This window comes from Rhizobium sp. 62_C5_N11_2 (assembly GCF_051811185.1).
In the GTDB taxonomy this organism is placed as follows: Bacteria; Pseudomonadota; Alphaproteobacteria; order Rhizobiales; family Rhizobiaceae; genus Rhizobium; species Rhizobium leguminosarum.
Genome location: NZ_JBPWPW010000001.1, coordinates 2,193,328 through 2,213,635 on the forward strand (window position 1 = coordinate 2,193,328; position 20,308 = coordinate 2,213,635).

General features: G+C 61.8%; 17 protein-coding genes. 5 read left to right on the forward strand and 12 right to left on the reverse strand.

The genetic code is table 11. From position 1 onward, the window contains the following. Positions 1–38: 38 nt before the first annotated feature. Entirely contained in the window at positions 39–176 is a 138-nt protein-coding gene (locus AB8B31_RS11100; RefSeq protein WP_157214121.1) for a hypothetical protein, read from the reverse strand. A 9-nt stretch (positions 177–185) separates the two neighbouring features. Between AB8B31_RS11100 and AB8B31_RS11105 the strand changes: the two genes are divergently transcribed. Beyond that, entirely contained in the window at positions 186–737 is a 552-nt protein-coding gene (locus AB8B31_RS11105; protein ID WP_003540146.1) for a hypothetical protein, read from the forward strand. Positions 738–805: 68 nt separating this feature from the next. Here AB8B31_RS11105 and folK read toward each other — a convergent pair whose 3' ends face one another. The 3 genes from folK to folP are packed head-to-tail and all read right to left on the reverse strand — an operon-like array spanning position 806 to position 2,548. Continuing rightward, positions 806–1,324: a 2-amino-4-hydroxy-6-hydroxymethyldihydropteridine diphosphokinase gene (gene folK / locus AB8B31_RS11110; RefSeq protein ID WP_026230490.1), complete on the reverse strand. Its 519-nt coding sequence runs from the start codon at positions 1,322–1,324 to the stop codon at positions 806–808. Continuing rightward, complete coding sequence (gene folB / locus AB8B31_RS11115) at positions 1,317–1,682, reverse strand: dihydroneopterin aldolase (RefSeq protein WP_003540148.1); 366 nt, start codon at positions 1,680–1,682, stop codon at positions 1,317–1,319. The genes folK and folB overlap by 8 nt, the downstream gene beginning before the upstream one ends. Next, positions 1,679–2,548 (reverse strand): dihydropteroate synthase, encoded by an 870-nt coding sequence (gene folP, locus AB8B31_RS11120; RefSeq protein WP_018242230.1) that lies wholly within the window; start codon positions 2,546–2,548, stop codon positions 1,679–1,681. Before folP ends, folB begins: the two co-directional genes overlap by 4 nt. A gap of 101 nt (positions 2,549–2,649) precedes the next feature. On the opposite strand from folP, the gene AB8B31_RS11125 reads away from it, so the two are divergent. Then, positions 2,650–3,276 carry a DUF922 domain-containing Zn-dependent protease gene (locus tag AB8B31_RS11125; protein ID WP_018242231.1) on the forward strand — a complete coding sequence of 209 codons (627 nt, stop codon included), beginning with the start codon at positions 2,650–2,652 and terminating at the stop codon, positions 3,274–3,276. Between the two features lie 316 nt (positions 3,277–3,592). Here AB8B31_RS11125 and AB8B31_RS11130 read toward each other — a convergent pair whose 3' ends face one another. Both AB8B31_RS11130 and AB8B31_RS11135 read right to left on the reverse strand, forming a co-directional pair. Further along, complete coding sequence (locus AB8B31_RS11130) at positions 3,593–3,913, reverse strand: 2Fe-2S iron-sulfur cluster-binding protein (protein WP_003540151.1); 321 nt, start codon at positions 3,911–3,913, stop codon at positions 3,593–3,595. Between the two features lie 262 nt (positions 3,914–4,175). Beyond that, complete coding sequence (locus tag AB8B31_RS11135) at positions 4,176–4,559, reverse strand: Hpt domain-containing protein (RefSeq protein WP_017964526.1); 384 nt, start codon at positions 4,557–4,559, stop codon at positions 4,176–4,178. Between the two features lie 462 nt (positions 4,560–5,021). On the opposite strand from AB8B31_RS11135, the gene AB8B31_RS11140 reads away from it, so the two are divergent. Both AB8B31_RS11140 and AB8B31_RS11145 read left to right on the forward strand, forming a co-directional pair. Further along, positions 5,022–11,933 carry a hypothetical protein gene (locus AB8B31_RS11140; RefSeq protein WP_131702682.1) on the forward strand — a complete coding sequence of 2,304 codons (6,912 nt, stop codon included), beginning with the start codon at positions 5,022–5,024 and terminating at the stop codon, positions 11,931–11,933. Between the two features lie 113 nt (positions 11,934–12,046). After that, positions 12,047–12,607, forward strand: coding sequence for a cysteine hydrolase family protein (locus AB8B31_RS11145; RefSeq protein WP_028733004.1), 561 nt, complete (start codon positions 12,047–12,049; stop codon positions 12,605–12,607). A gap of 53 nt (positions 12,608–12,660) precedes the next feature. Here the strand turns inward: AB8B31_RS11145 and AB8B31_RS11150 are convergent, their stop codons facing one another. Beyond that, the gene (locus AB8B31_RS11150; protein ID WP_018242234.1) at positions 12,661–13,410 is read right to left on the reverse strand and encodes an aminoacyl--tRNA ligase-related protein; all 750 of its coding nucleotides are present in this window, start codon (positions 13,408–13,410) and stop codon (positions 12,661–12,663) included. Between the two features lie 371 nt (positions 13,411–13,781). On the opposite strand from AB8B31_RS11150, the gene AB8B31_RS11155 reads away from it, so the two are divergent. Continuing rightward, positions 13,782–14,657, forward strand: coding sequence for a D-alanyl-D-alanine carboxypeptidase family protein (locus AB8B31_RS11155; RefSeq protein WP_018242236.1), 876 nt, complete (start codon positions 13,782–13,784; stop codon positions 14,655–14,657). 145 nt (positions 14,658–14,802) lie between these two features. Here the strand turns inward: AB8B31_RS11155 and AB8B31_RS11160 are convergent, their stop codons facing one another. From AB8B31_RS11160 to AB8B31_RS11180, 5 genes are all read right to left on the reverse strand, one after another. Then, positions 14,803–16,056, reverse strand: a complete 1,254-nt coding sequence (locus AB8B31_RS11160) for a sensor domain-containing diguanylate cyclase (protein WP_028733005.1) — start codon at positions 16,054–16,056, stop codon at positions 14,803–14,805. Between the two features lie 147 nt (positions 16,057–16,203). Continuing rightward, the gene (locus AB8B31_RS11165; protein WP_028733006.1) at positions 16,204–16,815 is read right to left on the reverse strand and encodes an ABC-type transport auxiliary lipoprotein family protein; all 612 of its coding nucleotides are present in this window, start codon (positions 16,813–16,815) and stop codon (positions 16,204–16,206) included. Between the two features lie 24 nt (positions 16,816–16,839). Next, positions 16,840–18,210 (reverse strand): MlaD family protein, encoded by a 1,371-nt coding sequence (locus AB8B31_RS11170; protein WP_018072308.1) that lies wholly within the window; start codon positions 18,208–18,210, stop codon positions 16,840–16,842. 9 nt (positions 18,211–18,219) lie between these two features. Then, positions 18,220–19,065, reverse strand: coding sequence for an ABC transporter ATP-binding protein (locus AB8B31_RS11175; protein WP_003559847.1), 846 nt, complete (start codon positions 19,063–19,065; stop codon positions 18,220–18,222). A gap of 1 nt (position 19,066) precedes the next feature. Continuing rightward, a complete protein-coding gene (locus AB8B31_RS11180) occupies positions 19,067–20,236 on the reverse strand; it encodes an ABC transporter permease (protein WP_018242240.1) in 1,170 nt (389 codons plus the stop codon). Positions 20,237–20,308 lie beyond the last annotated feature (72 nt).

A 20,308-nucleotide genomic window follows, 5' to 3' on the forward strand; every position in this document is an offset into this window, starting at 1 on the left:
GCCTCCCCTAGGGTAATGCCAGAGAAATTTTAGCAGATTCAATGCTCTAGTGACGACATTTTAAAATCATCACCGCGCAAAAACCCTGTATTGCCTTGCATTTCGGCACAATCGAAAGGAAGGATTAACCATTCTTCGGCAAAACTTGCAGCCAGTTCGTGAGTGGTGTTTGCCAAGGAAAATCCATGTATTCGCGCAAGTTTCTCATCGTATGCGGCCTGGCCGCCGCGGCATTGTCTCCCGTTGCAGATGTCGCTCCGGCAGCCACCGCTGCAACCCGTGACAAGGCCTTCTTCGATTCCGTCGCCGGCTCCTGGAAGGGCCCCGGCGAAATCGTCGCCGGCAAGTACAAGGGCACGAAATTCACCTGCAACCTGATCGGTGAGCCCACCGGCGACAGCAGCGCCGGCATCAAGCTCGACGGCACCTGCCGCGTCGGCGTCTTCAAGCAGCCGATGACCGCCGTCATCTCGCAGTCGGGCTCTAGCTACAAGGGCAAGTTCCTCGACGGTGCCGCCGGCAAGGGCCTTGACGTCGTCTCCGGCGCCGTCAGCGAGGATACCGTCGTTGTCGGCATCAACCGCGCCAAGCTGAATGGTGCGATGATCGCCCGCGTGCGCGACGACAAGACGATGAACGTCACCGTTTCGGTCAAGGTCGAAAGCCAGATGATCCCGGTGATCGGCCTGACGCTGACCCGCCAGGTCGACGAGATGGCCGTCGGTTCTATCCAGTAGACAAACCGCACAGCGGATTTTCCTGAAGCGGCGGGTTTCCCGCCGTTTTCCGTTTCAGCTTCCCTGCTTCAGGCGCTCCGCCACCAGTCTCGATTGTTGTCGGCAACCTCGATGCCGGTCACCTCGGCATCATCAAGCCAGTCACTCACCGCCCTGCCCCTGACGAGAAGACCCGGCGCGATATCGGCAAGCGGCATCAGCACGAAACCGCGATCGGTCATCCGCGGATGCGGCAGTTCCAGCCGCGGCGCGTCCTGGATCACGTCGCCATAGGTCAGCACATCAATATCCAGCGTCCGTGGTCCCCAACGCTCGATGCGTTCGCGTTTCATCTCACGTTCGATCGACAGGCAGACATCGAGTAAAGCCTCGGGCTCCAGGCTGGTCTCGACGGCAGCGCAGGCGTTGAAGAAGAAGGATTGGTCGGTCTTTCCCCAGGGGGGCGTGCGATAGAGCCGCGACACCGCCGTAACCCGGCAGTCGTCCCGCCCGTCCAACCTCTGCAGCGCGGCCGCCATCGCCTTCACGGGATCGCCGATATTGCCGCCGAGACCGAGTGTGGCGGATTGCAATGCGGCCTCAGGCAAAGTGCTCAACGCTCACCTGCACGAAATCGAGCACGCCGGGCACCGGTGCGTTCGGCTTGCGCACCGTGATCTTCGCCCGCCGGATCTGCGGGAATGTCTCGCAAAGCCCCTTGGCGATATCGAGCGCCAGCGACTCGATCAGGTAGCGCCGCTTGCCGGTGACGATCTGCTCGATCACGGTGAAGGCGATGCCGTAATTGACGGTATCGTTGATCGAATCGCTTTCCAGCGCCTCGCCGGCGACGACATCGAGTTCGGCATCGACGAAGAAGCGCTGACCGAGGAATTCCTCCTCGTCATGCACGCCGTGGCGCGCAAAGAAGGCGCAGTTCTGCAGCGTGATCGTGTAGGTGGTCATGTCGGCCGCTTCCTCTCGAATTCCTGGCGCGCATTGAGCATAGCATCGACGATATCGAGCGCATCCCTGTTGATTGCGACATTGTGCACCCGAAAAACCGCAGCCCCTTGAAGTCTAAGCAACGCGCTGGTCACAGCCGTCGCCGCATCCCTGTCCTGTGCCTCACGGCCCGTCACCGCGCCGAGGAAGCGTTTGCGCGACGTGCCGGCGAGCAGCGGCAAGCCGAAACGGGAAAGTTCAGAAAACCGCGCCATCAGCTCCAGGTTCTCCTCCGCCGTCTCCTTGGCGAAGCCGAAGCCCGGATCGAGTACGATGCGGTCGCGGTTGACGCCTGATGCAGCGGCGATCGCAAGCGACCGTTCGAGAAAATGTACCTGATCGGCAATCACATCGACGAGTTTTACCCTATCGCGGCCGGTGTGCATGATGCAGAGCCCGGCTCCGGTCACCGCGGCGATATTGGCGATATCGGGCTCCTTCTGCAGCCCGAAGACGTCATTGACGATATGGGCGCCAGCTCCGATCGCAAGCCGTGCCGTCTCGGCGCGATAGGTGTCGATCGAAATCAGCGCCTGGGTGCGCCCGCGTAGCGCCTCGATGACGGGCAGCACGCGCGCCTGCTCCTCGGAAGGGCTGACGGTTGCTGCGTTCGGCCGGGTCGATTCGCCGCCGATATCGACAATGCCGGCACCCTCGCTCACCGCCCGCAGCGCCTGCTCGACCGCCGCATCGACGGTTTCAAAGCGACCGCCGTCTGAAAAGGAGTCCGGCGTCACGTTGATGATCGCCATGATCGTCGAACGACGGCCGAGTTCGATCTCCCGGCCATGGCCGACACGCCATATACTGCCTTCGAGCCCTGTCACCAGACTTATCCCCTTGAGGACGAAAAAAGCGCCATCCGATATTGCGCTTGCGGTGGCTATGCCCCAAGCTCCTGTCGATTTCAACACGGGTTGCGTTCAGAATGCCGCTTGCAGTGCGTTATATGGTCCTTCCTATCGCCTTTTCCATTGCTCTTTCCCTTTGCAGCCCCGTGGCAGCCGAAGTGATCGCATCGAAAAGCTATTCCTATTTCGACATTCGCGGCAAAACAGCGGATGAGCTCGATCGCGAACTCAGCCGGCGGGGCCCGACGGCGAGCGGTTCCTCTGCCCGCCATCCCGGCGCCACGAAGATCCGCTTCGGCGGCGAGGCAACCTATATCCAGGATAACGGGCGCTGCCGCGTCGGCAACGTCAAGGTCACGGTCCACACCCAGATCATCCTGCCGCGCTGGAGCAGCCGCAAGGGCGCCAGCAAGGAGCTGTCGATGATCTGGGACGCGCTGTCGAGCGATATCAAGCGCCACGAGGAGCGCCATGCCGAGATCGCCCGCGATCAGGCCCGCGCCATGGAGCGCGCCATTCGCGCGCTGCGCCAGCAGCGCAGCTGCGAAGCCATGCAGGAACTCGTCTCCAACGAATCAGCTCGCGGTATAGAGGAGCACGACCGGCAGCAGGCGCGATTCGATCGGGTCGAGGCCGTCAATTTTCAGAAGCGAATGTTGAGGTTGCTAAATAATCGAATCAACGGTCGAGCCGGCGAAAAATAAGGCTTTTTCAATCTGGTTGCGAGCGGAAAACCTGAGCTGCACAACGAAACTTGTGCGAAACTTGCACCCTCCCCAGCGATTGAATGGTCATTTTTCATCCTGGCAGACTCAACCGGAACGCGTTAATATGAACACATTCGAAAGTTCAGCTACGGCATCTGCACTTTCATCGCTGGGTTCTCCTGGCGCGTTCCGAAGCCGCGGATGTTCCTCCCTCATCCGTAGGTAATGCGCCCGCCTCGCCTCGCTCGCTCAAGCGCGCGAGGCGTCTTTTTTGATATCGAATGTTTCGGCGACGTTTGAAGCGTAACGTGCTTCAGGCCTGGCGTTCCGGCACGTGGACCACGAGCCCGTCATAGACAGCCTTCATCCGGATCTGACAGGACAGCCGCGAGGTCGGGCGCACATCGAAGGCGAAGTCGAGCATGTCCTCTTCCATCGCTTCCGGCTGGCCGACCTTTTCCGTCCACTCCTCATCGACATAGACATGACAGGTCGCGCACGCGCAGGCGCCGCCGCATTCGGCCTCGATGCCGGGCACCGAATTGCGCACGGCATTCTCCATCACGGTGGAGCCTTGGTCGACGTCGAGGTCGAAGCGCGTGCCGTCGAAGGCGACGATGGTAAGTTTGGGCATCAGGACTATTTCCGGTCTTCAGGTGGGTGGGCGAATTTTCTTCCGACAATTCGACGCGTCAGTCAATATTGGCGAAATCCGCCATAGCCTCGCAGATCGGGCCTTCGCCCGCCGTCTTCAAAGCGTCATACGGGACGTCGCAAAAAGACCCGCGGTTCCGCAATGGAACAACGGGCCTCGTTAAAACACTATCTCCTGCACGTCGTCCAACAGTGTGCAGCGGTTTTGGGACAATGACATGCATTAAATAAAGACTTAGAGATCAGCCGCGGCAGAGCTTCAGGATGAAATTCTCGGCGTCGATGACGGCGGCACCCAGCGCTGCCGTCGCGCCGGCATCGCCGCCGGTTTCCTCGACCGCTTCCGCCGTCTGCGACACGCGGAACGCGCCGACTGAGCTTGCCGCGCCCTTCAGCCGATGCGCGGCTGCCCCGATACGGATGGTTTCACCGCTCGCAATATCCTGTAGACATGCACGGGCCTGGCGCGCAAACATCTGAAGGACTTCGATTTCCAGCGTCTTGTCGCCCATCGTCTGCTTTGCGAGATGGACCAGATCGATCGGCCGGACCTTCGAGGGACATGGTCCCTTTGCATTATCCGGCGCCTCGAATACGATGTTCAATGCTGCCATCTGGGCTGCCATTGCCAATTCTCCCGTCTCTGTCGTCCGCAGTTGCAACAGTTCTGCGTCAGGAGGGTGGCTATCACGTTAAATTCCGGCACACTCAGGGTGGAAATCTCGCCATATGGTTAACGTCCGTTAAACATCCCTAAATTATTGGTTTTTAAGCGGTGTCTAGGATTCAAAGATGTTAACAACGGGTTAACGGGCCGTGAATCTCAAGCCTTCATTAATTGTGTGAAGAGCCCAGATGTGTCACTACGATACTGGTGGAGCGGGTTTATGGTACGCGCCTTTGCCGAGCGAGTGGATAATGGTAGTGTTTTGATACCTTCCGTTTGAAAAAGCGGCTATCTACTCTGAAATGACATGCTTATCCGTCCTTCGTTGGGATGGGAGGCTGGAACGGCAAAGTTGTTCCCGGGTGAGGCGGAAGCCCCGGATGCGCGGTTGGGCCGGCTGACAGTAACGAGGCATACCCGAATGGCGAACAACAAATATAACGAGTCGATTGAGGACAAGGCGTTCAAGGCATTGGACGAGGCGCTCCAGATCGACTTCAGCAAGGATAACGTACCGTCTCGCCGCGGCGACGCGCCCCAGGCCCCGGAGGCTAATGTGTCTGATCCAGTGAATGCGCGCAATCAGCAGGCCCAGGAAGAAGCGCAGCGCCGCAGCCGCCGCGGTGCCGCCGGCGAGCAGGCTTCCAGGGGCCCGACCTTCGCGCCCGCCAACGATGCCAGCCGCAATACGCCCGCCTCGATCCTGAAATCCTTTGACGGCGCCTCCAGCCGCTCGGCGGTGCGTACCGCCACCCTGTTTTCTGTGCTTTGGGTCATGGCCGGCCTCGGTCTGATGTCGCTGCTTTATTCTCCGCAGATCTGGCAGATCCGTTCGCTCGCCGATCTCGTCGCCCTGCCCGGCGTCATCGCCGGCCTCGTCGGCATCGTCATTCCCATGATGATGTTCTATGCCTTCGCCATTATGATCTCCCGCGCCCAGGACATGCGCAACGCCGCCCGCTCCATGGCAGAAGTGGCATTGCGCCTTGCAGAGCCGGAAACCATCGCCTCCGAGCGCATCATGACGGTCGGCCAGGCCGTGCGCCGTGAGGTCTCGGCCATGAATGAGGGCATCGAGCGCACCATCGCTCGTGCCTCCGAGCTGGAAACGCTCGTCCATTCCGAAGTCAATGCCCTTGAACGTTCCTATGCCGACAACGAGTTGCGCGTGCGCGGTCTCGTCCACGAACTCGGCTCCGAGCGCGAAGCGATCGTCAACCATGCCGACCGTATCCGCACCTCGATCGGCAGCGTACACGATCAGTTGAAGGAAGAGCTCTCGCTTGCGACCGAAGAGATCGCGGTACGGCTTGCCACATCGGGCGAAGCCTTCGCCTCGCTCATCGATACACGCGCCGCGACGATCCTGGAAAAGTCGGACAGCGCCCTGCAGTCGATGGGCAGCCTGCTCGCAGCCAAGACAGATACCCTGTTGCAGACACTGAACGCATCGGGTTTTGCGCTGGCTACCGAATTCGACAACCGCCTCGAAGCCCTCTCCGTCAATCTCAACGATCATGGCGAAAGGCTGCTCAGCCAGTTCGAGACGCGCGCCTCGACCATGGACAGCAGCACGGAAAAGCTGAATGCGGCGCTGAACGAGCGTACGCACCAGCTCAATGAGATCCTGATCGCCCGCACCCGCGAGATCAACGAGAGCCTGACGTCAGGCGAACGCACGATCGGCGGCACGCTTGACGACGTGCTGTCGAAGTTGAACAGCGCGCTCGACGAAAAGGGTGCAAGCTTCCGCCAGAGCCTGCAAACGACCGCCGACGACGCCGTCATGGATCTCGACGTGCGCTCCGGCTTCTTCGAGGAGCGGCTGCAGACGACTGTCGCCCAGTTGTCGACCGCCTTCGACGAACGCGTCGCCGAATTCACCAGCGCCTTCGACAAACGCACAGGCTCGCTCGACACCAAGCTGATGGAGAGCCTCGCTCGTATCAACGAGACGCTGACCGGCGGCTCGGATTCGATCGACGGCATCCTGAATTCCGGCATCGACCGCCTTGGTTCGTCGATGACCGACCAGTCGCTGGCGCTCGCCACCACGCTCGCCACCGGCCACGAAGTCCTGGAAAGCACCCTCGGCAGCCGCGCGGACGAAATCACCACAGTACTCACCAGCCGCACCGGCGAACTGACCTCGGCGCTGCAGAGCGCTACGTCTGACATCGCGCTGACGCTTGCGACCGGTACCTCCGAGCTGCAGAACAACCTTCAGACACGCTCGGCCGAATTCCGCGACACTCTGCGCACCACCACCACCGATCTGACGACTGCCGTTGCCGCCGGCACCGAGCAGGTGACCACTGCCTTCGGCGGTCGCGCCGAGGAGCTAAGCGGCGTGCTTACTGCCCGTGCGGCAGAAATCAGCGAAGCGCTCGGCACGGCCCACGGCCGTATCGACAGCGTCATGGCAGAGCGCGGTGGCGCGCTGGTCGAGGCGCTGACCACCCATCACGGCCGCTTCGAGGAAGCCTTGGCGACGCGCTCCGACGCCATCATCAATGCCGTCTCCGGTACCCATGACCGTCTTGCCGAGACGCTCGACGAAAAGGCGATGACGCTGGCCATCTCTCTGAACGAGAGCCAGGCCCGCATCGAGGACACGCTCGAGACCCGCTCCGAAGCGCTGCTGCATGCGGTATCAAGCACGCATGACCGCCTCTCCGAGACGCTCGACGAAAAGGCGATGGCTCTCGCCATTTCGCTCAACGAAAACCAGGCTCGTATCGAGGATACGCTCGAGACCCGCTCCGAGGCCTTCCTCAACGCCGTATCAAGCACGCATGATCGCCTGTCAGAAACGCTGGACAGCAAGGCGGCCGCCCTTACGACCTCGCTCGACCAGCGCCATGCCCGCATCGAGGATGCGCTTGGAGCGCGCGCCGAGGCGCTGCTGAACACCGTGTCCGGCACGCGAGATCGCCTTGCCGAGACGCTCGACGAGAAGGCCATGGCGCTGGCCAATACCTTGAACGAGAGCCAGGCCCGCATCGAGGACACGCTCGAAACCCGTTCCGCGGCCCTTCTGAACGCCGTCTCCGGCACTCATGATCGTCTCTCGGAGACTCTGGACGGCAAGGCGGCAGCTTTTGCCACCTCGCTGAGCGAAGGCCAGGCCCGTATCGAGAATACGCTTGAAACCCGCTCCGCAGCTCTCCTGAACGCTGTCTCCGACACCCATGATCGCCTCTCCGAGACGCTGGACGAAAAGGCGATGACGCTCGCCATTTCGCTCAACGAAACTCAGACGCGTATCGAGGACACACTCGACGAAAAGGCGACGGCGCTCGCCGCCTCCCTGAACCAAGGCCAGAGCCGCCTGCAGGACACGCTGGAGAGCCGCTCGGAATCCTTCCTCAATGCGGTCTCCGCCACCCACGACCGCCTGTCCGAGACACTCGACGACCGGGCGATGGCGCTTGCCATCTCGCTGAACGAGAGCCAGAGCCGTCTCGAGGAGACGCTGACAACAGGCGCCGAAGCGATCACCAATGCGGTCTCCGGCACGCACGAAGGCCTGAACGGTGTGCTCGACCAGAAGGCCGCCGCCCTTGCCGCCTCGCTGAATGAAGGCCAGGCCCGCCTCGAGGAAGCCTTGGGGCACCGCACCGCCGCGATCATCGGCGCCGTGACGGCAACCCACGACCGGCTCACCGATACGCTCGATGAAAAGACCATGGCGCTCGCCATTTCGCTCGACGATAACCAGAGCCGCTTCGACAGTGTGCTCGAAGCCCGCAGCAACGCCATTATGGAGGCCGTCTCCGGTGCCGAGGCACGAGTCGCCGGCGCCTTCTCCGACAAGACCGATGCGATCCGCACCGCCTATACCGACAATCAGCAGCGGCTCGAAAATGCGCTTTCCGAACATAGCGCCGCCCTCTCGGGCGTTCTCGATACGGGCGGCGCCCGCTTCGAGGATCTCGTCGGCGGTTTGACCGGCCGCATCGAAGGCCGTCTGACCGATGCACATACACGGCTCGGAGGCCTCGCCGACGAGGCCGCAGCGCGCATCGAGGGTGGGCTCGCCTCTGCCCATGAGCGCATCCGCACGACGCTCGAAGACCGCGCCAACGCCATCGACCTATCGCTGAACCAGGCCCATGCGCTGATCAGCGATACGCTGGCCGAACAGGCTACCAGCATCGGCACATCGGTGGCGACGAGTGTCGGCATGCTCGAATTGTCGCTGGAGCACCGTGAAGCCGCGATCCGCCAGGCGATCGATGCCGGCGCCCAGACATTGGAAGATCGCATGCATGCCGGCGCCGGCCAGATCGCCAGCCGCTTCCAGGAGGCGGCACATGCGATTTCGAGCTCCACCCAGAATTTCTCCGCCCATCTCGATCGGTCGGTCGAAAGCCTGACGGGCCGTTTTGAAGAAACCGGATCACGTGTGGAAACCGGTCTCGCAGCGATCGAGACCCGCATCCGCGACGGCGTCGGCGGCGTTGCCGAAAAGGTCGAAGCGGCCACCGGCCAGCTGTCCGGCGTGCTTGCCGACGGCGTCTCCCGTCTCGGCGCGCTCAGCGACGATACCACTCGGCGCATCTCGGCGACGCTCGAAGGCAGTGCCGCAAACCTCACCCAGGCGATCGACAGCCGCACCGCCAATCTGGCCGAGACGCTGGACAGCCGCACCACCAGCCTGACGGGCGCCATCGAGGGCCGCACCGCGAGCCTCGGCGAAACGCTCGACCGCGGCAATGAACGCATTGAGGAACGCCTCTCCACCATGGACCGTGCGTTGACCGTCGGTCTCGAGGCCGTCAACCGCACCATCGAAGGCAAGGCCGCCGGTCTCGCCTCGACGCTGCGCAGCGCGGTTGCCGACGCGGCCCAGGGAATGGAAGGCGAAGCGACGAGAACCACCGAACTGCTTGGCAAGACCGGCCAGCAATTCGCCGAGGATCTCAATGCGAAAAGCGACGAATTCACCCGCACCATGGATGAGCGTTCGTCGCAGATCGTCACCCGTGTCGCTGAAGCTCAGAACCGGCTGGCAAGCCAGGCCGCTGCCGTCGCCCAGACCTTCTCGGAAGCCGGTAACGCCATCGTCAACAAGGTCGCCGAGGCCGAGACCATCGTCGGCACGCAGGTCAATGCCATCTCCAAGGTGTTGTCGGATGCCGGCCAGTCTCTGGAGACACGCGGCAATGCCATCCGCTCGACACTGTCGGGCGCCGGCAGCGAGATTTCCGCCACCATGGCGGATGTCGACCGGGCGCTCGAAGCGCGCAGCAGCGCCATTCGCACCAATCTCGAGGAGCGTGCCCGCGAGATCGATACGACGTTCTCCGACATCGACCGGGCACTGGAAACGCGCGGCAACTCGATCCGCTCGACGCTCGAAGAGCGCACCCGCGACCTCAACTCGATGCTATCAGGCCGTTCGGTCGAATTGACGCGCATCCTCGACGAAACGGCCCGCCCGATCATCGACCGCTATACCGATGCCGGCGAGCAGGCCGCCGCCCGCATCACCGCCGCGGCCAATCTCAGCGCCGACCGTCTGCGCGCCGAAAACGAAGCACTCGCCAGCGCCGTTGCCGCCCGCACCGAGAATGTCGCCAATGCCGTCAGCGCCATCGAAAACAGCCTGGTCGGCAACGTCAACGGCCTCGTCCAGCGCATGTCGGAAAGCAGTGCGGCGATGGCGATGATGATGAACCGCTCCGCCGAACAACTGGCCAGCGTCGACGGCCTTCTCGGCGACACCACCACGCGCTTTGCCGACTCCGCCACCAAGGCCGCTGAAATGGTCTCCGCCTCGACCAGGCTCCTCGAAGGCAAGATCGACCGCCTCTCCGACATCTCGGGCCAGACGCTGGCGCAGGTCGGCGGGATCATCGGCCGCTTCGACGAACACTCCAAGGTCCTGACTCAGGCCTCGCAGCTTCTCGGCGCCGCCCAGTCCAACCTCGCCTCGACGCTCGAAGAGCGCGAGAGCGCGCTGCAGACACTCTCCGTCGGCCTCGTCCAGCGCTCCGCCGAGATCGAAAAGACCATGCAAGGCCTCGGCAGCATGATCGAGACTGTGTTCGAGCGGGCAGAGCAACGCTCCAACCAGGTCACCGGCAATCTGCGCCAAGGTGTGCAATCCTCCTTCGCCGATATCGGCCGCATTCTCACCGAAACCGAGAAGCGTGCCCAGGAAGCGGCAGAGACGATGCGCGAGGCGATCACCCGCGCCGGCGACGAGGCCAATACGACGATCGACGGCACCTTCGCCAATGTCGAACGCCGTTCCGGCGATCTCTCCAATCGCATTCGCGGCGGTCTCACGGCCTCGCTGTCGGAAGTCGAGCGTATGCTCGGGGAAGCCGGCCGTGCCTCCGACGGTGCCGCCCAGAACATGCGGGAAGCGCTGCGCGAAGCGATCGATGATGCCGTCGGCCGCTTCTCCGGCGCCACCGAGGATATCCGCCGCTCCGCCGCCGACATCCGTAACGAGCTCGACGCCACTCGCGCCGAGCTGAAGCGTGGCGCCTTCGATCTTCCCGAGGAAGCCAAGGAAAGCGCCTCGGCCATGCGCCGGGCCGTCGCCGAGCAGATCAAGGCGCTGCAGGATATCTCCCAGCTCGTCGGCCGCTCCAGCCAGCAGCTCGAGATCTCCGAGCCTGTCGCCCGTACGCTCGCTCAGGTGCAGCCTGCCCCACGTCCCGCCCAGCCGGTCGCAGCCCAGCCGCCGCAGCCGGCAGCACCCCCGCCGATCGAAGCGGCAGGTCTGCGCGGAACGATCGCACCATCTGCGCCGGCTGCCGCTCCCCAGCGCGCCGCCCCGCAGCCTGTCCCCACTCGCCAGGAAACAGGCCGTCAGGAGCCGGCGCGTCCGGAAAGCGGCGGCTGGATCAGCGACCTCCTGCGTGGCGCATCGCGTGAGGAGGCCGCCGACGAGGCGGCTGCCCGCGTTCCGGCCCGCCCGGCGGAAACTGCCGCACCGGTCGCGCGCAGCAACGACAGCCGCAATCCACGTCACGTCGTCGAATCGCTGAACTCGCTCTCGGTCGATATCGCCCGCGCCATCGACCATGACGCCTCGGTCGATCTCTGGCGCCGTTACCAGCGCGGCGAGCGCGACGTCTTCACCCGCCGCCTCTACACGCTGAAGGGCCAACAGACCTTCGACGAGATCAAGCGCAAATACGACCGCGAACCGGAGTTCCGCACCGCCGTCGACCGCTACATTGGTGATTTCGAAAAGCTGCTCGCCGACGTCGCCCGCACCGACCCGAACCGGACGGTGACGCAGTCCTACCTCACCTCGGATACGGGCAAGGTCTACACCATGCTCGCCCACGCCGCAGGCAGGCTCGGCTGAGCCTGACTGGTGCCCGCAATTGGAAAGCCGCTTGACCACGTGTCGGGCGGCTTTCGCTCTTTGAAGCGCGAGTGTTGTCCATTCGCCATCCAGCCGCGGAAACCTCGCCCGAAATGACCAAGGCCCTTCTGATCATCGACGTCCAGAATGCCATCCTCTCCGGCAAAGCCTCGCCGGAGCGGCAACCTGATATTGATGCCGCACTCGACGAGACCGTCGCACGGCTGGCCGTGCTGCAGGAAAAAGCTCGGCAGGCGGGCGCGCCGATCGTGCTCGTTCAGCATGACGGCGACAGCGGCCATCGACTGGCCACCGGCACGCCGGGTTGGGCGCTGCGCGACGAGATCGCGCCGAGGCAGGCCGACGTCGTTGTGCGCAAGAAAAGCGCCGACTCCTTCTTCGAGACCGATCTTGCAGAACGCCTGGGCGAACGATCGGTCACACACCTCGTCGTCGGTGGATGCATGTCGCAATTCTGCGTCGACACGACAGTCAGGCGAGCCGTGTCGCTCGGATATGATGTGACGTTGATTGCCGATGGCCACACGACAGGCGACACGGCGACCTTCACCTTCTCCGAGATCATTGCCCACCACAATGAAACACTCGATGGTTTCGATGCGGGCAAGGCGACGGTAGAAATCCGCCTCGCCGCCGAGATCGACTTTTCATAAATTTTCAGACCACCGGGAACCGGGACCGTTTGGCGGTCCCGGTTCCCGATATCTCATCGATCGGCGGCTACGCTCCAGTTATAAATGCACCGATCGAGGCCGATGGCGATCTCAAGCACCAGCACGTCGTGGTCGACGGCCGCTCCCTTCTTCGGCTGCGACCGGTAACGCTGGGGAAAATCCGTGCGTCGCGAGATCGAGCAGACCTCCATCCACTTGTCGCCATTGTCGACCTCGATATCCATCGTCACCTCGGAATAGGCCGGCAGCCGATCGGAGGGTACGATCCGCGTCGGCAGATGGATCAGCGATGCGATCATGCGGCGGACCGGCTCGAGGCAGGCGGCGTGATAGTCGTTGCCGCTGTCGGCCGTGAAGGCGCACTGGAATTCGAGCTGCCAGAATTCCTTCAGCCGCATTTGCTTGGTCGGCTGCTCCTGCTCGCGACGATAGGATCTGCCGGCCTGCCAGACGCAGAGGGGCAGCCGTGTTTTCGAGTGATTGCCGAGAATATGCTGCATGTAGATGTAGGTCGACGGCGTCGTCTCCGGTCTCAGCACCAGCATAGTATCGCTGGCGGAGAGCTGTTCCTGAACCCAGATATCGGCGTTCGAATAGGCGCTTGAAACCAGCGACCGCGGCATCAGGGCCGGCGCCTCGACCCTCCTGACATCCCAGGCCGGATTGACGGATCTAAGAAAACTGCGGACCTCTTGCGAGAGGAAGCCGACCATATGATCGCGCAGATTGATCTCGCGCTCCTCCCAATGGACGAGCGAATTGACATGATAAATATTGAGCACGGTGCCTGTCTCCCTGGCAGCCTTGATTGACGTGGTGAGGGGCTTTACGTCCAGCAGCGCGCCGGACGCCTGAGCGCCCCAACGTCACAGCAGGACGCGAAGACCTCGTCCGCCAAAAGCGCGCGCGATCGCGACCTGCAGGCAGGTGCTGATATGACGGGAGAAAGGCGCGCGCTTCATGCTCATGGCGAGTTTTCTACGAGCCGAGCGCATCATTGTCAAAACCGAAGAGGGTGAGACAAAAGGAATCAGTTGTGGATGACCCTTTTTTATTGCCCCCTGTCCTTCATTCCGTCACAAACTTTTCTGATCCGCTCACATTAAAGCGAATGGCTCACTCCACCATCCAAACGATAGAGACAGCAACATTGATGACCAAGACGACATCCCGGCTCCTTGCCACCGCGCTCTCTTCCGTTTTCCTGATGGGCGCTTTCACTCTGGCTCAGGCAGGCCAGGCAAGCTTCGTCGTTGATGTGCAGTCCGGTCAGGTCCTTGAAGGCTCCAATCAGGACGATCTGAACTATCCGGCGTCGCTGACCAAAATGATGACGCTCTATCTCGCCTTCGAGGCCCTGCATGACGGACGCCTCAACTGGGATCAGAAGCTCACCATGTCGGAAAATGCCGAGAGCAAGGAGCCTTTCAAGCTCGCCGTCGGCGCCGGCCGCAAGGTGACGCTGCGCGAAGCGGTCGAAGGGATTGTCGTGCTGTCCGCCAACGATGCGGCTGTGGCGATCGCCGAGCAGCTTGGCGGCTCCGAACCGGCTTTCGCCAAGGCGATGACCGACAAGGCACGTCAGCTCGGCATGAAGGATACGGTCTTCAAGAATCCATCGGGCCTTCCCGATCCTGAGCAGGTCACCACCGCGCGTGATATGGCGACACTCGGCGTTTCGCTGATGCGCGACTTTCCAGAGGAGTTCAAGCTCTTCTCCATGCGCGGCTTTCAGTTCCGCGGCATGAAGCTGCGCGGACATAACAACCTCATGTATCGCTATAACGGCGTCGACGGCATCAAGACCGGCTACACCGACGCATCAGGCTACAATGTCGTGACGTCGGCGCTGAAGGATGGCCGCCGCGTGGTCGGCGTCGTCATGGGCGAAAAGACCGCGAGCATACGCGACGACAAGATGGCAAGCCTGCTGGACAGCACTCTCTCGCCGTCATCGACCGCCACAGCTTCCACGACACCGGGCAGCCAGCCGGGAGCGACGATGACGGATTCGCAGCCGACCAAATAGGCCCGATGAGCAGACACCTGCCGGCAGGTTTTTGCTAGCGCATCGGCCCGAAAATCGGAATCGATTTTCGGAAAGCACGATACGAGGATTGAAAGAGTTAGAGCGTCCTTAATGCGTCCGAAAGGACGCACGGCGCTCTAACGGGTTATCTGAAAGCCACTTCCAGATGCTGCCGGTCTTGCGCGATCACCCTGCAATTCGTTTCGAATCCTTCGCCTTTGATGGCCAGAATGAATTCCGAAGGAATGCCTGATGTATTGGAGACCGAAATGCCGGCGCTCTCCGATCCAATGGATTTGACTGTGCAGTCGATGGTCGAGCGTCGATCGTTGAACAGGATCGAACCCGCCTTCAGCACCCGCCGTCGAGCGCCAATGGCGTGATCGGCGTGGATGGAACTCCACGACACGCAACGATTCCGTCCGCCATGCTTGGCCTGATACATCGCCGCATCCGCCTGAGCCAGCAGGGTTTCGATCTCTTTGCTTACGATCGAGAGTGCCGAAGTTCCGAAGCTGGCTGTAACGGTCAGAGCGCCATGATCGCCGCGAATGATCTGAGAGGCGATGGCGGCTCTGAGTTTCTCGGCGACGGCGACGGCACCTTCCCGATCGACATGCGGCAGGATGACGGCAAATTCCTCGCCGCCAAGACGGCCGAACAGATCACCGGCTCGAAGGGTCGCCTTGCAGGTCGATGCCACCACCTTGAGAACCTCGTCTCCGGCGGCATGTCCATGCGTATCGTTCACCTTCTTGAAATGGTCGATATCGAAGACGATGCATGAGAGGTCGTGCTTGTGCCGCAGAGCGAGCGAAATGAGCTGATCGGCCTCCTGCTTGAAGGCACGCCGCGTCATCGCCTCGGTGAGGCTGTCGATGGCGGCCGACTGCATGAGCTCGATGCGGTCCATCGCAGCCCCCGCCAGTTCCTCGAGAATGCCGAGATCTCTGTTGCCGAACGATCGTGGCCTGCGGTCGATCGCGCATACCGTTCCGATCATGTGCCCGACTTTTGTTCTCAACGGCACACCGGCATAAAAACGAATATTGTCCTCGCCCGTCACCGAAGGATGCTGTGAAAACCGCGAGTCCTTGGTAGCGTCCTGCACGACCACGGGCCTTTCACAGTCCACGACGTAGCGGCAGAACGTGTCTTCGCGCGACACTTCGTCGGCCGGAAGGCCGGAGCAAGCCTTGTACCATTGCCGATGCGCATCGATCAGCGACACGATGCCGATGTCGATGGAAAAGATTTCCTTTATCAGGCGTACGATGCGCTCGAAGCCCTCGTCCCTCGGAGTGTCGAGGAGATCGAGCTGCTGCAGCGCAGCCAGGCGATCATTTTCGCGTTGGATCGCCTCCAATGACGATTTCCCGAATACTCGTGCAGCCACCATGCAGCATGCCTCCTGACAGCGATAACATGATGCGTTCCACAAATTCATGAAGAAATTGAATACGATGACGACCCCTATGCCATGGGATCAAATAATTTTCACAATCGACAACCCCCGATATTCACGGGGTGGCCTCGGAATTCCAGTTCAGATTGAGCGCAGTGTCCAACTGACGATCTCGGAGGCAACCGTGGAGAAGGCGCGGTCGAGGCCTTTGACGAAGCCGTCATTGTCGCCGCCGGCCGGCGCCATGGCGCGGAACACCTTCTGAGTGCGCACCGAGCCATTGCGATCGTTGAGGATCTTGGCGGAGATCTCGACCACCGCCTGGTTGCCGTTCGAAGCATCGATCTCGAAGGAGCGGATATCGGTGACGATCTGGTAGTCGATCGCCAGCCCCTGCCCCGGCATGCCGACGCCGCCGAGCTTGCCCGAGTTCTCGAAGGCTTCCACCAGCTTCGACTGCACGATGCGCGGCAGCTTGTCGCCCCACTGCGCCTTTGAGAGATACTGGATTTCCGAAGGCGAAACACGGATGACGATCTGCTCACTGTCGAGCGACCTTAGCGCTGTGGGACTGGCGATCAGGATCTGGCGGGATTTGGCCGCGGGTCCGCTGCCATCGACGGCGGCGGGCAGGTCGTAGGTGTCGTTCTTGGCCGCGGTGCCGCACCCCGAAAGAATCATCGCCGTCAGCGGCAGCGCGATCACCGTTCCCCTGATCCGAGAACGGCGCGACAACAGATGCGATGCGACCATATTAGGCTACCCTTGATTTCCCAGTTAACGCCGCGTCCGGCCGTCATATTGCTTCACCGTGTCCCCGCCGAAGATCAGGCGCTGCGGATTGCGGTCGAAGTTGGTGATCGTATCGTTCAGATTGCTCACGGTTCCGCGCATGTCGTTGACGAGAGTCTGCACGTCGCGCAAGCCGCCGCTCGAGAATTTCTGCAGATTGTCGGCAATCGGCCCAATGCGCGAATTCAGGTTGTCGGCGACCTTCTTGAAGGATTCCAGCGTATCGCGCGCTTCAGTGAACAGCGATTGCGTATTGTCGGTGCCGAGCAGCGCATCGACCTTGATGAGAATGCCGTCGATGCGGGTCGAGGCCGAATTCAGCTTGTTGGAAAGCTGCGACACGTCCTGGATCGTCTGGTCGATATCTTTCTGACGCGCCGAAACCGTGTTGGCGACATCGCGGATCGAGGCGACGGCGGCGCGCGCATCCTTGGTCGCCTGCGAGATATCGTCGACGGAGCCCTTCACCTTCGCCGGATCGATCTGGGCAACGAGCGTATCGACGCGGTCGAGTGTCGCCTGCGCCTGCTTGCCGAAATCATTGAAGGTGGTGGCCGTTTGGTCGAACTTCTGGATCGCGCCCTTGAGGTCGCCCGAGGCATCGGCGACATTGGCGGTAATCTTCTCGGCATTGGAAACGATGTTGTCGATCTTCTGCGCATCGACCGCCTTGACCAGCGATTCGACGGCTTGAAGCGTCGAATCAACACGACCGGAAACCGCCTTCACCGTCTCCGAGAGCTGGCCGACGCTCTGCAGGAAGGAGTCGATATTGCCGGAATTCTTGGCCAGTGCATCCGAGAACGTTTCGGCATTCTTGAACGTCTCGGTCAGCGGCCCGCGCGAATCCTCGATGAAACCTTGAAGTTCACCGACAGCGTCGTTGGCGCGATCGAGAATCTTGTCGGCCGTCGCCAGAAGATTGGTGACGCTCGACTGGTCGGCGACGATGACGGCGCGTTTGCCGTTGTCGATCGCATGCTGGAGGATGCTTTCCTCGCCCTTGCGGCCGCCTGACAGTTCGATATAGGCAGCCCCGGTCAAACCCTGGATTTCCAAGGCGGCCTTGGTGGAGGGGTAGATCGGCGCATCGGTGCGCACCTGGGTGAAGGCCAGCGAATATTGCGGATCGTCGGCATCGATCGACAGCGTTTGCACCGAGCCGATCTGGATGCCGTTGAAGCGCACCGGCGAGCCGACGCTGAGGCCGTTGGCCGAGCCCGGAATACGAACGATCAGTTCCGTCATCGGGCCGCCGCGGCCATATTCGGCCATCCAGTAGACGAAGCCGAAGGCAGCTGCGATCACCAGTACCGTGAAAAAACCGACAATCGTGTAATTGGCTTTGGTTTCCATCTTATCCGGTCACTTTCCGCTGCTGTCGTGCCGCGCGGCAGCAGCGTTCTGCGGCACGATCGACCGCGCGCGTTTGCCCTTGAAATAGGCCTGCACCCACGGATCGTCATAGGCCAGCATGTCGTCGATCGTGCCTTCCACCATTACTCGCTTCTTTCCGAGCACGGCAATACGGTCGCAGACCGAAAACAGGCTGTCGAGGTCGTGCGTGACCATATACACGGTCAATCCCAGACTATCGCGCAGGTTGGCGATCAATTCGTCGAATTCGGCCGCGCCGATCGGGTCGAGGCCGGAGGTCGGCTCGTCCAGGAAGACGAGTTCCGGATCGAGTGACAGCGCGCGCGCAAGGGCTGCGCGCTTGATCATGCCGCCGGATAGTTCGGATGGATATTTGTCGGCGGCATCGGCTGCAAGCCCGACCATACGGATCTTCAGATGCGCCAGCTCGTCCATCAGCGAGGTCGGCAGGTCGAGATACTCGCGCATCGGCACCTGAATGTTTTCCTTGACTGTCAGCGACGAGAACAGCGCCCCCTGCTGGAACAGCACGCCGAGCCGCATGTCGAGCGCGTTGCGCTGCGGCTCGTCGAGTTCGTCGAAATCCTGGCCGAGGATCTTGATCGTGCCGGAGCGGCGCGGCAGCAGCCGGAGCACGGTGCGCATCAGCACCGATTTGCCGGTGCCGGACGCGCCGACGAAGCCCAGGATCTCGCCGCGGTAGATATTGAGGTTCAGATTGTCGAGCACGACCTTGGAGCCGAAGCCGACGGTGACGTCGCGCGCCGACAGCACGATGTCCCTTTCGTCCTTGTCTTCCGTATCGATCGGTTTCTCGTCCACGCGGTCCGCCATCCTAGAAATCGATCGCTGCATAGAACATCGCAAAAAGCCCGTCCATCAGGATGACGACGAAAATCGCCTTCACCACCGCGGCCGTCACATGCTGGCCGAGCGATTCCGCGCTGCCACCAACCTTCAACCCCTCGACGGCGGCGACGATGCCGATGACCAGCGCCATGAACGGCGCCTTGATCATGCCTGAAAGCACCGTCGACAGGGTCACCGCCTCATGCAGGCGCGACAGGAAATTGGCGAAGGTGATGCCGGAATAGCCCCAGGCGACGGCGGCAGCACCCCCGAGCGAGGCGAAATTTGCGAGCACCGTCAAGAGCGGCAGCGCGATGGTCAGCGCCACCAGCCGCGGGAAGATCAGCACGCCGATCGGGTTCAGCCCCATCACCTTCAGCGCGTCGATCTCCTCGCGCATCTTCATCGAGCCGATTTCGGCGGTGATGGCGCTGCCCGAACGGCCGGCGATCATGATCGACGTCAGAAGCACGCCGATTTCGCGCAATTGCAGGATGCCGACGAGATCGACGACGAAAACCTCCGCGCCGAAATAGCGCAGCTGGAAGGCGCCCTGCTGGGCGATGATCGCCCCGATCAGGAAAGACATCAGCAAGATGATCGGAACGGCGCGAACGCCCATATGGTCGATCTGGTTGACGATGGAGGCTGGCGAAACGCCGCTGCCGCGGCCGAACTTCATCTGCGCGCCGCGCACCGCCGAGCCGAGGATATACATGGAGGCGGCGAAATTGTCCCAGAGGTCGTAGGTCATCTTGCCGATCGGCGCGAAGATGCGCGCGGCAAGCGATACTTTTTCCGTCTGCTCCGGCTCGGGCTTGGCCGGCTCCTCGGAAAACATCTCCAGCATTTCGTCGATATGCGGGTTGGTGCCTTCGAAGCGAACCGTACGCCCGCCAGCCTCTTCTTGTTTCTTCAGCCGGCACAGCAGCCAGATGCCGGCTGTGTCGATCTCCGCAATGTCCGAGAGGTCTACCGTCAGGTCGCCGGTCTTCTTCTGCAGGAGCTTTTCGAAATCGCGCAGCACCAGATGGATGTAGGCGCTGCGCCAATTTCCCTGAAGACGCACACGCTGTCCCGAGCCATCAGCCTGGTCGTCCACTTGCAGTGAGGCGGCGTTGCGATTCTCGGCGTTCAAGATACTTGTGTCTTTCAAGGCTTACAGCGACATTGCGCGAATCGCGAAGCAGATCGTTCGCCCGGCGCGTCAATATACAGAAGCACCGTG

Excerpts from the sequence above, each read along its gene's own strand:
- AB8B31_RS11105 (WP_003540146.1), top strand. The coding sequence starts at position 186 with ATGTATTCGCGCAAGTTTCTCATCGTATGCGGCCTGGCCGCCGCGGCA.
- folB (WP_003540148.1), bottom strand. The coding sequence starts at position 1,682 with ATGACCACCTACACGATCACGCTGCAGAACTGCGCCTTCTTTGCGCGC.
- AB8B31_RS11125 (WP_018242231.1), top strand. The coding sequence starts at position 2,650 with ATGCCGCTTGCAGTGCGTTATATGGTCCTTCCTATCGCCTTTTCCATT.
- AB8B31_RS11130 (WP_003540151.1), bottom strand. The coding sequence starts at position 3,913 with ATGCCCAAACTTACCATCGTCGCCTTCGACGGCACGCGCTTCGACCTC.
- AB8B31_RS11135 (WP_017964526.1), bottom strand. The coding sequence starts at position 4,559 with ATGGCAGCCCAGATGGCAGCATTGAACATCGTATTCGAGGCGCCGGAT.
- AB8B31_RS11140 (WP_131702682.1), top strand. The coding sequence starts at position 5,022 with ATGGCGAACAACAAATATAACGAGTCGATTGAGGACAAGGCGTTCAAG.
- AB8B31_RS11145 (WP_028733004.1), top strand. The coding sequence starts at position 12,047 with ATGACCAAGGCCCTTCTGATCATCGACGTCCAGAATGCCATCCTCTCC.
- AB8B31_RS11155 (WP_018242236.1), top strand. The coding sequence starts at position 13,782 with ATGACCAAGACGACATCCCGGCTCCTTGCCACCGCGCTCTCTTCCGTT.
- AB8B31_RS11160 (WP_028733005.1), bottom strand. The coding sequence starts at position 16,056 with ATGGTGGCTGCACGAGTATTCGGGAAATCGTCATTGGAGGCGATCCAA.
- AB8B31_RS11165 (WP_028733006.1), bottom strand. The coding sequence starts at position 16,815 with ATGGTCGCATCGCATCTGTTGTCGCGCCGTTCTCGGATCAGGGGAACG.
- AB8B31_RS11170 (WP_018072308.1), bottom strand. The coding sequence starts at position 18,210 with ATGGAAACCAAAGCCAATTACACGATTGTCGGTTTTTTCACGGTACTG.
- AB8B31_RS11175 (WP_003559847.1), bottom strand. The coding sequence starts at position 19,065 with ATGGCGGACCGCGTGGACGAGAAACCGATCGATACGGAAGACAAGGAC.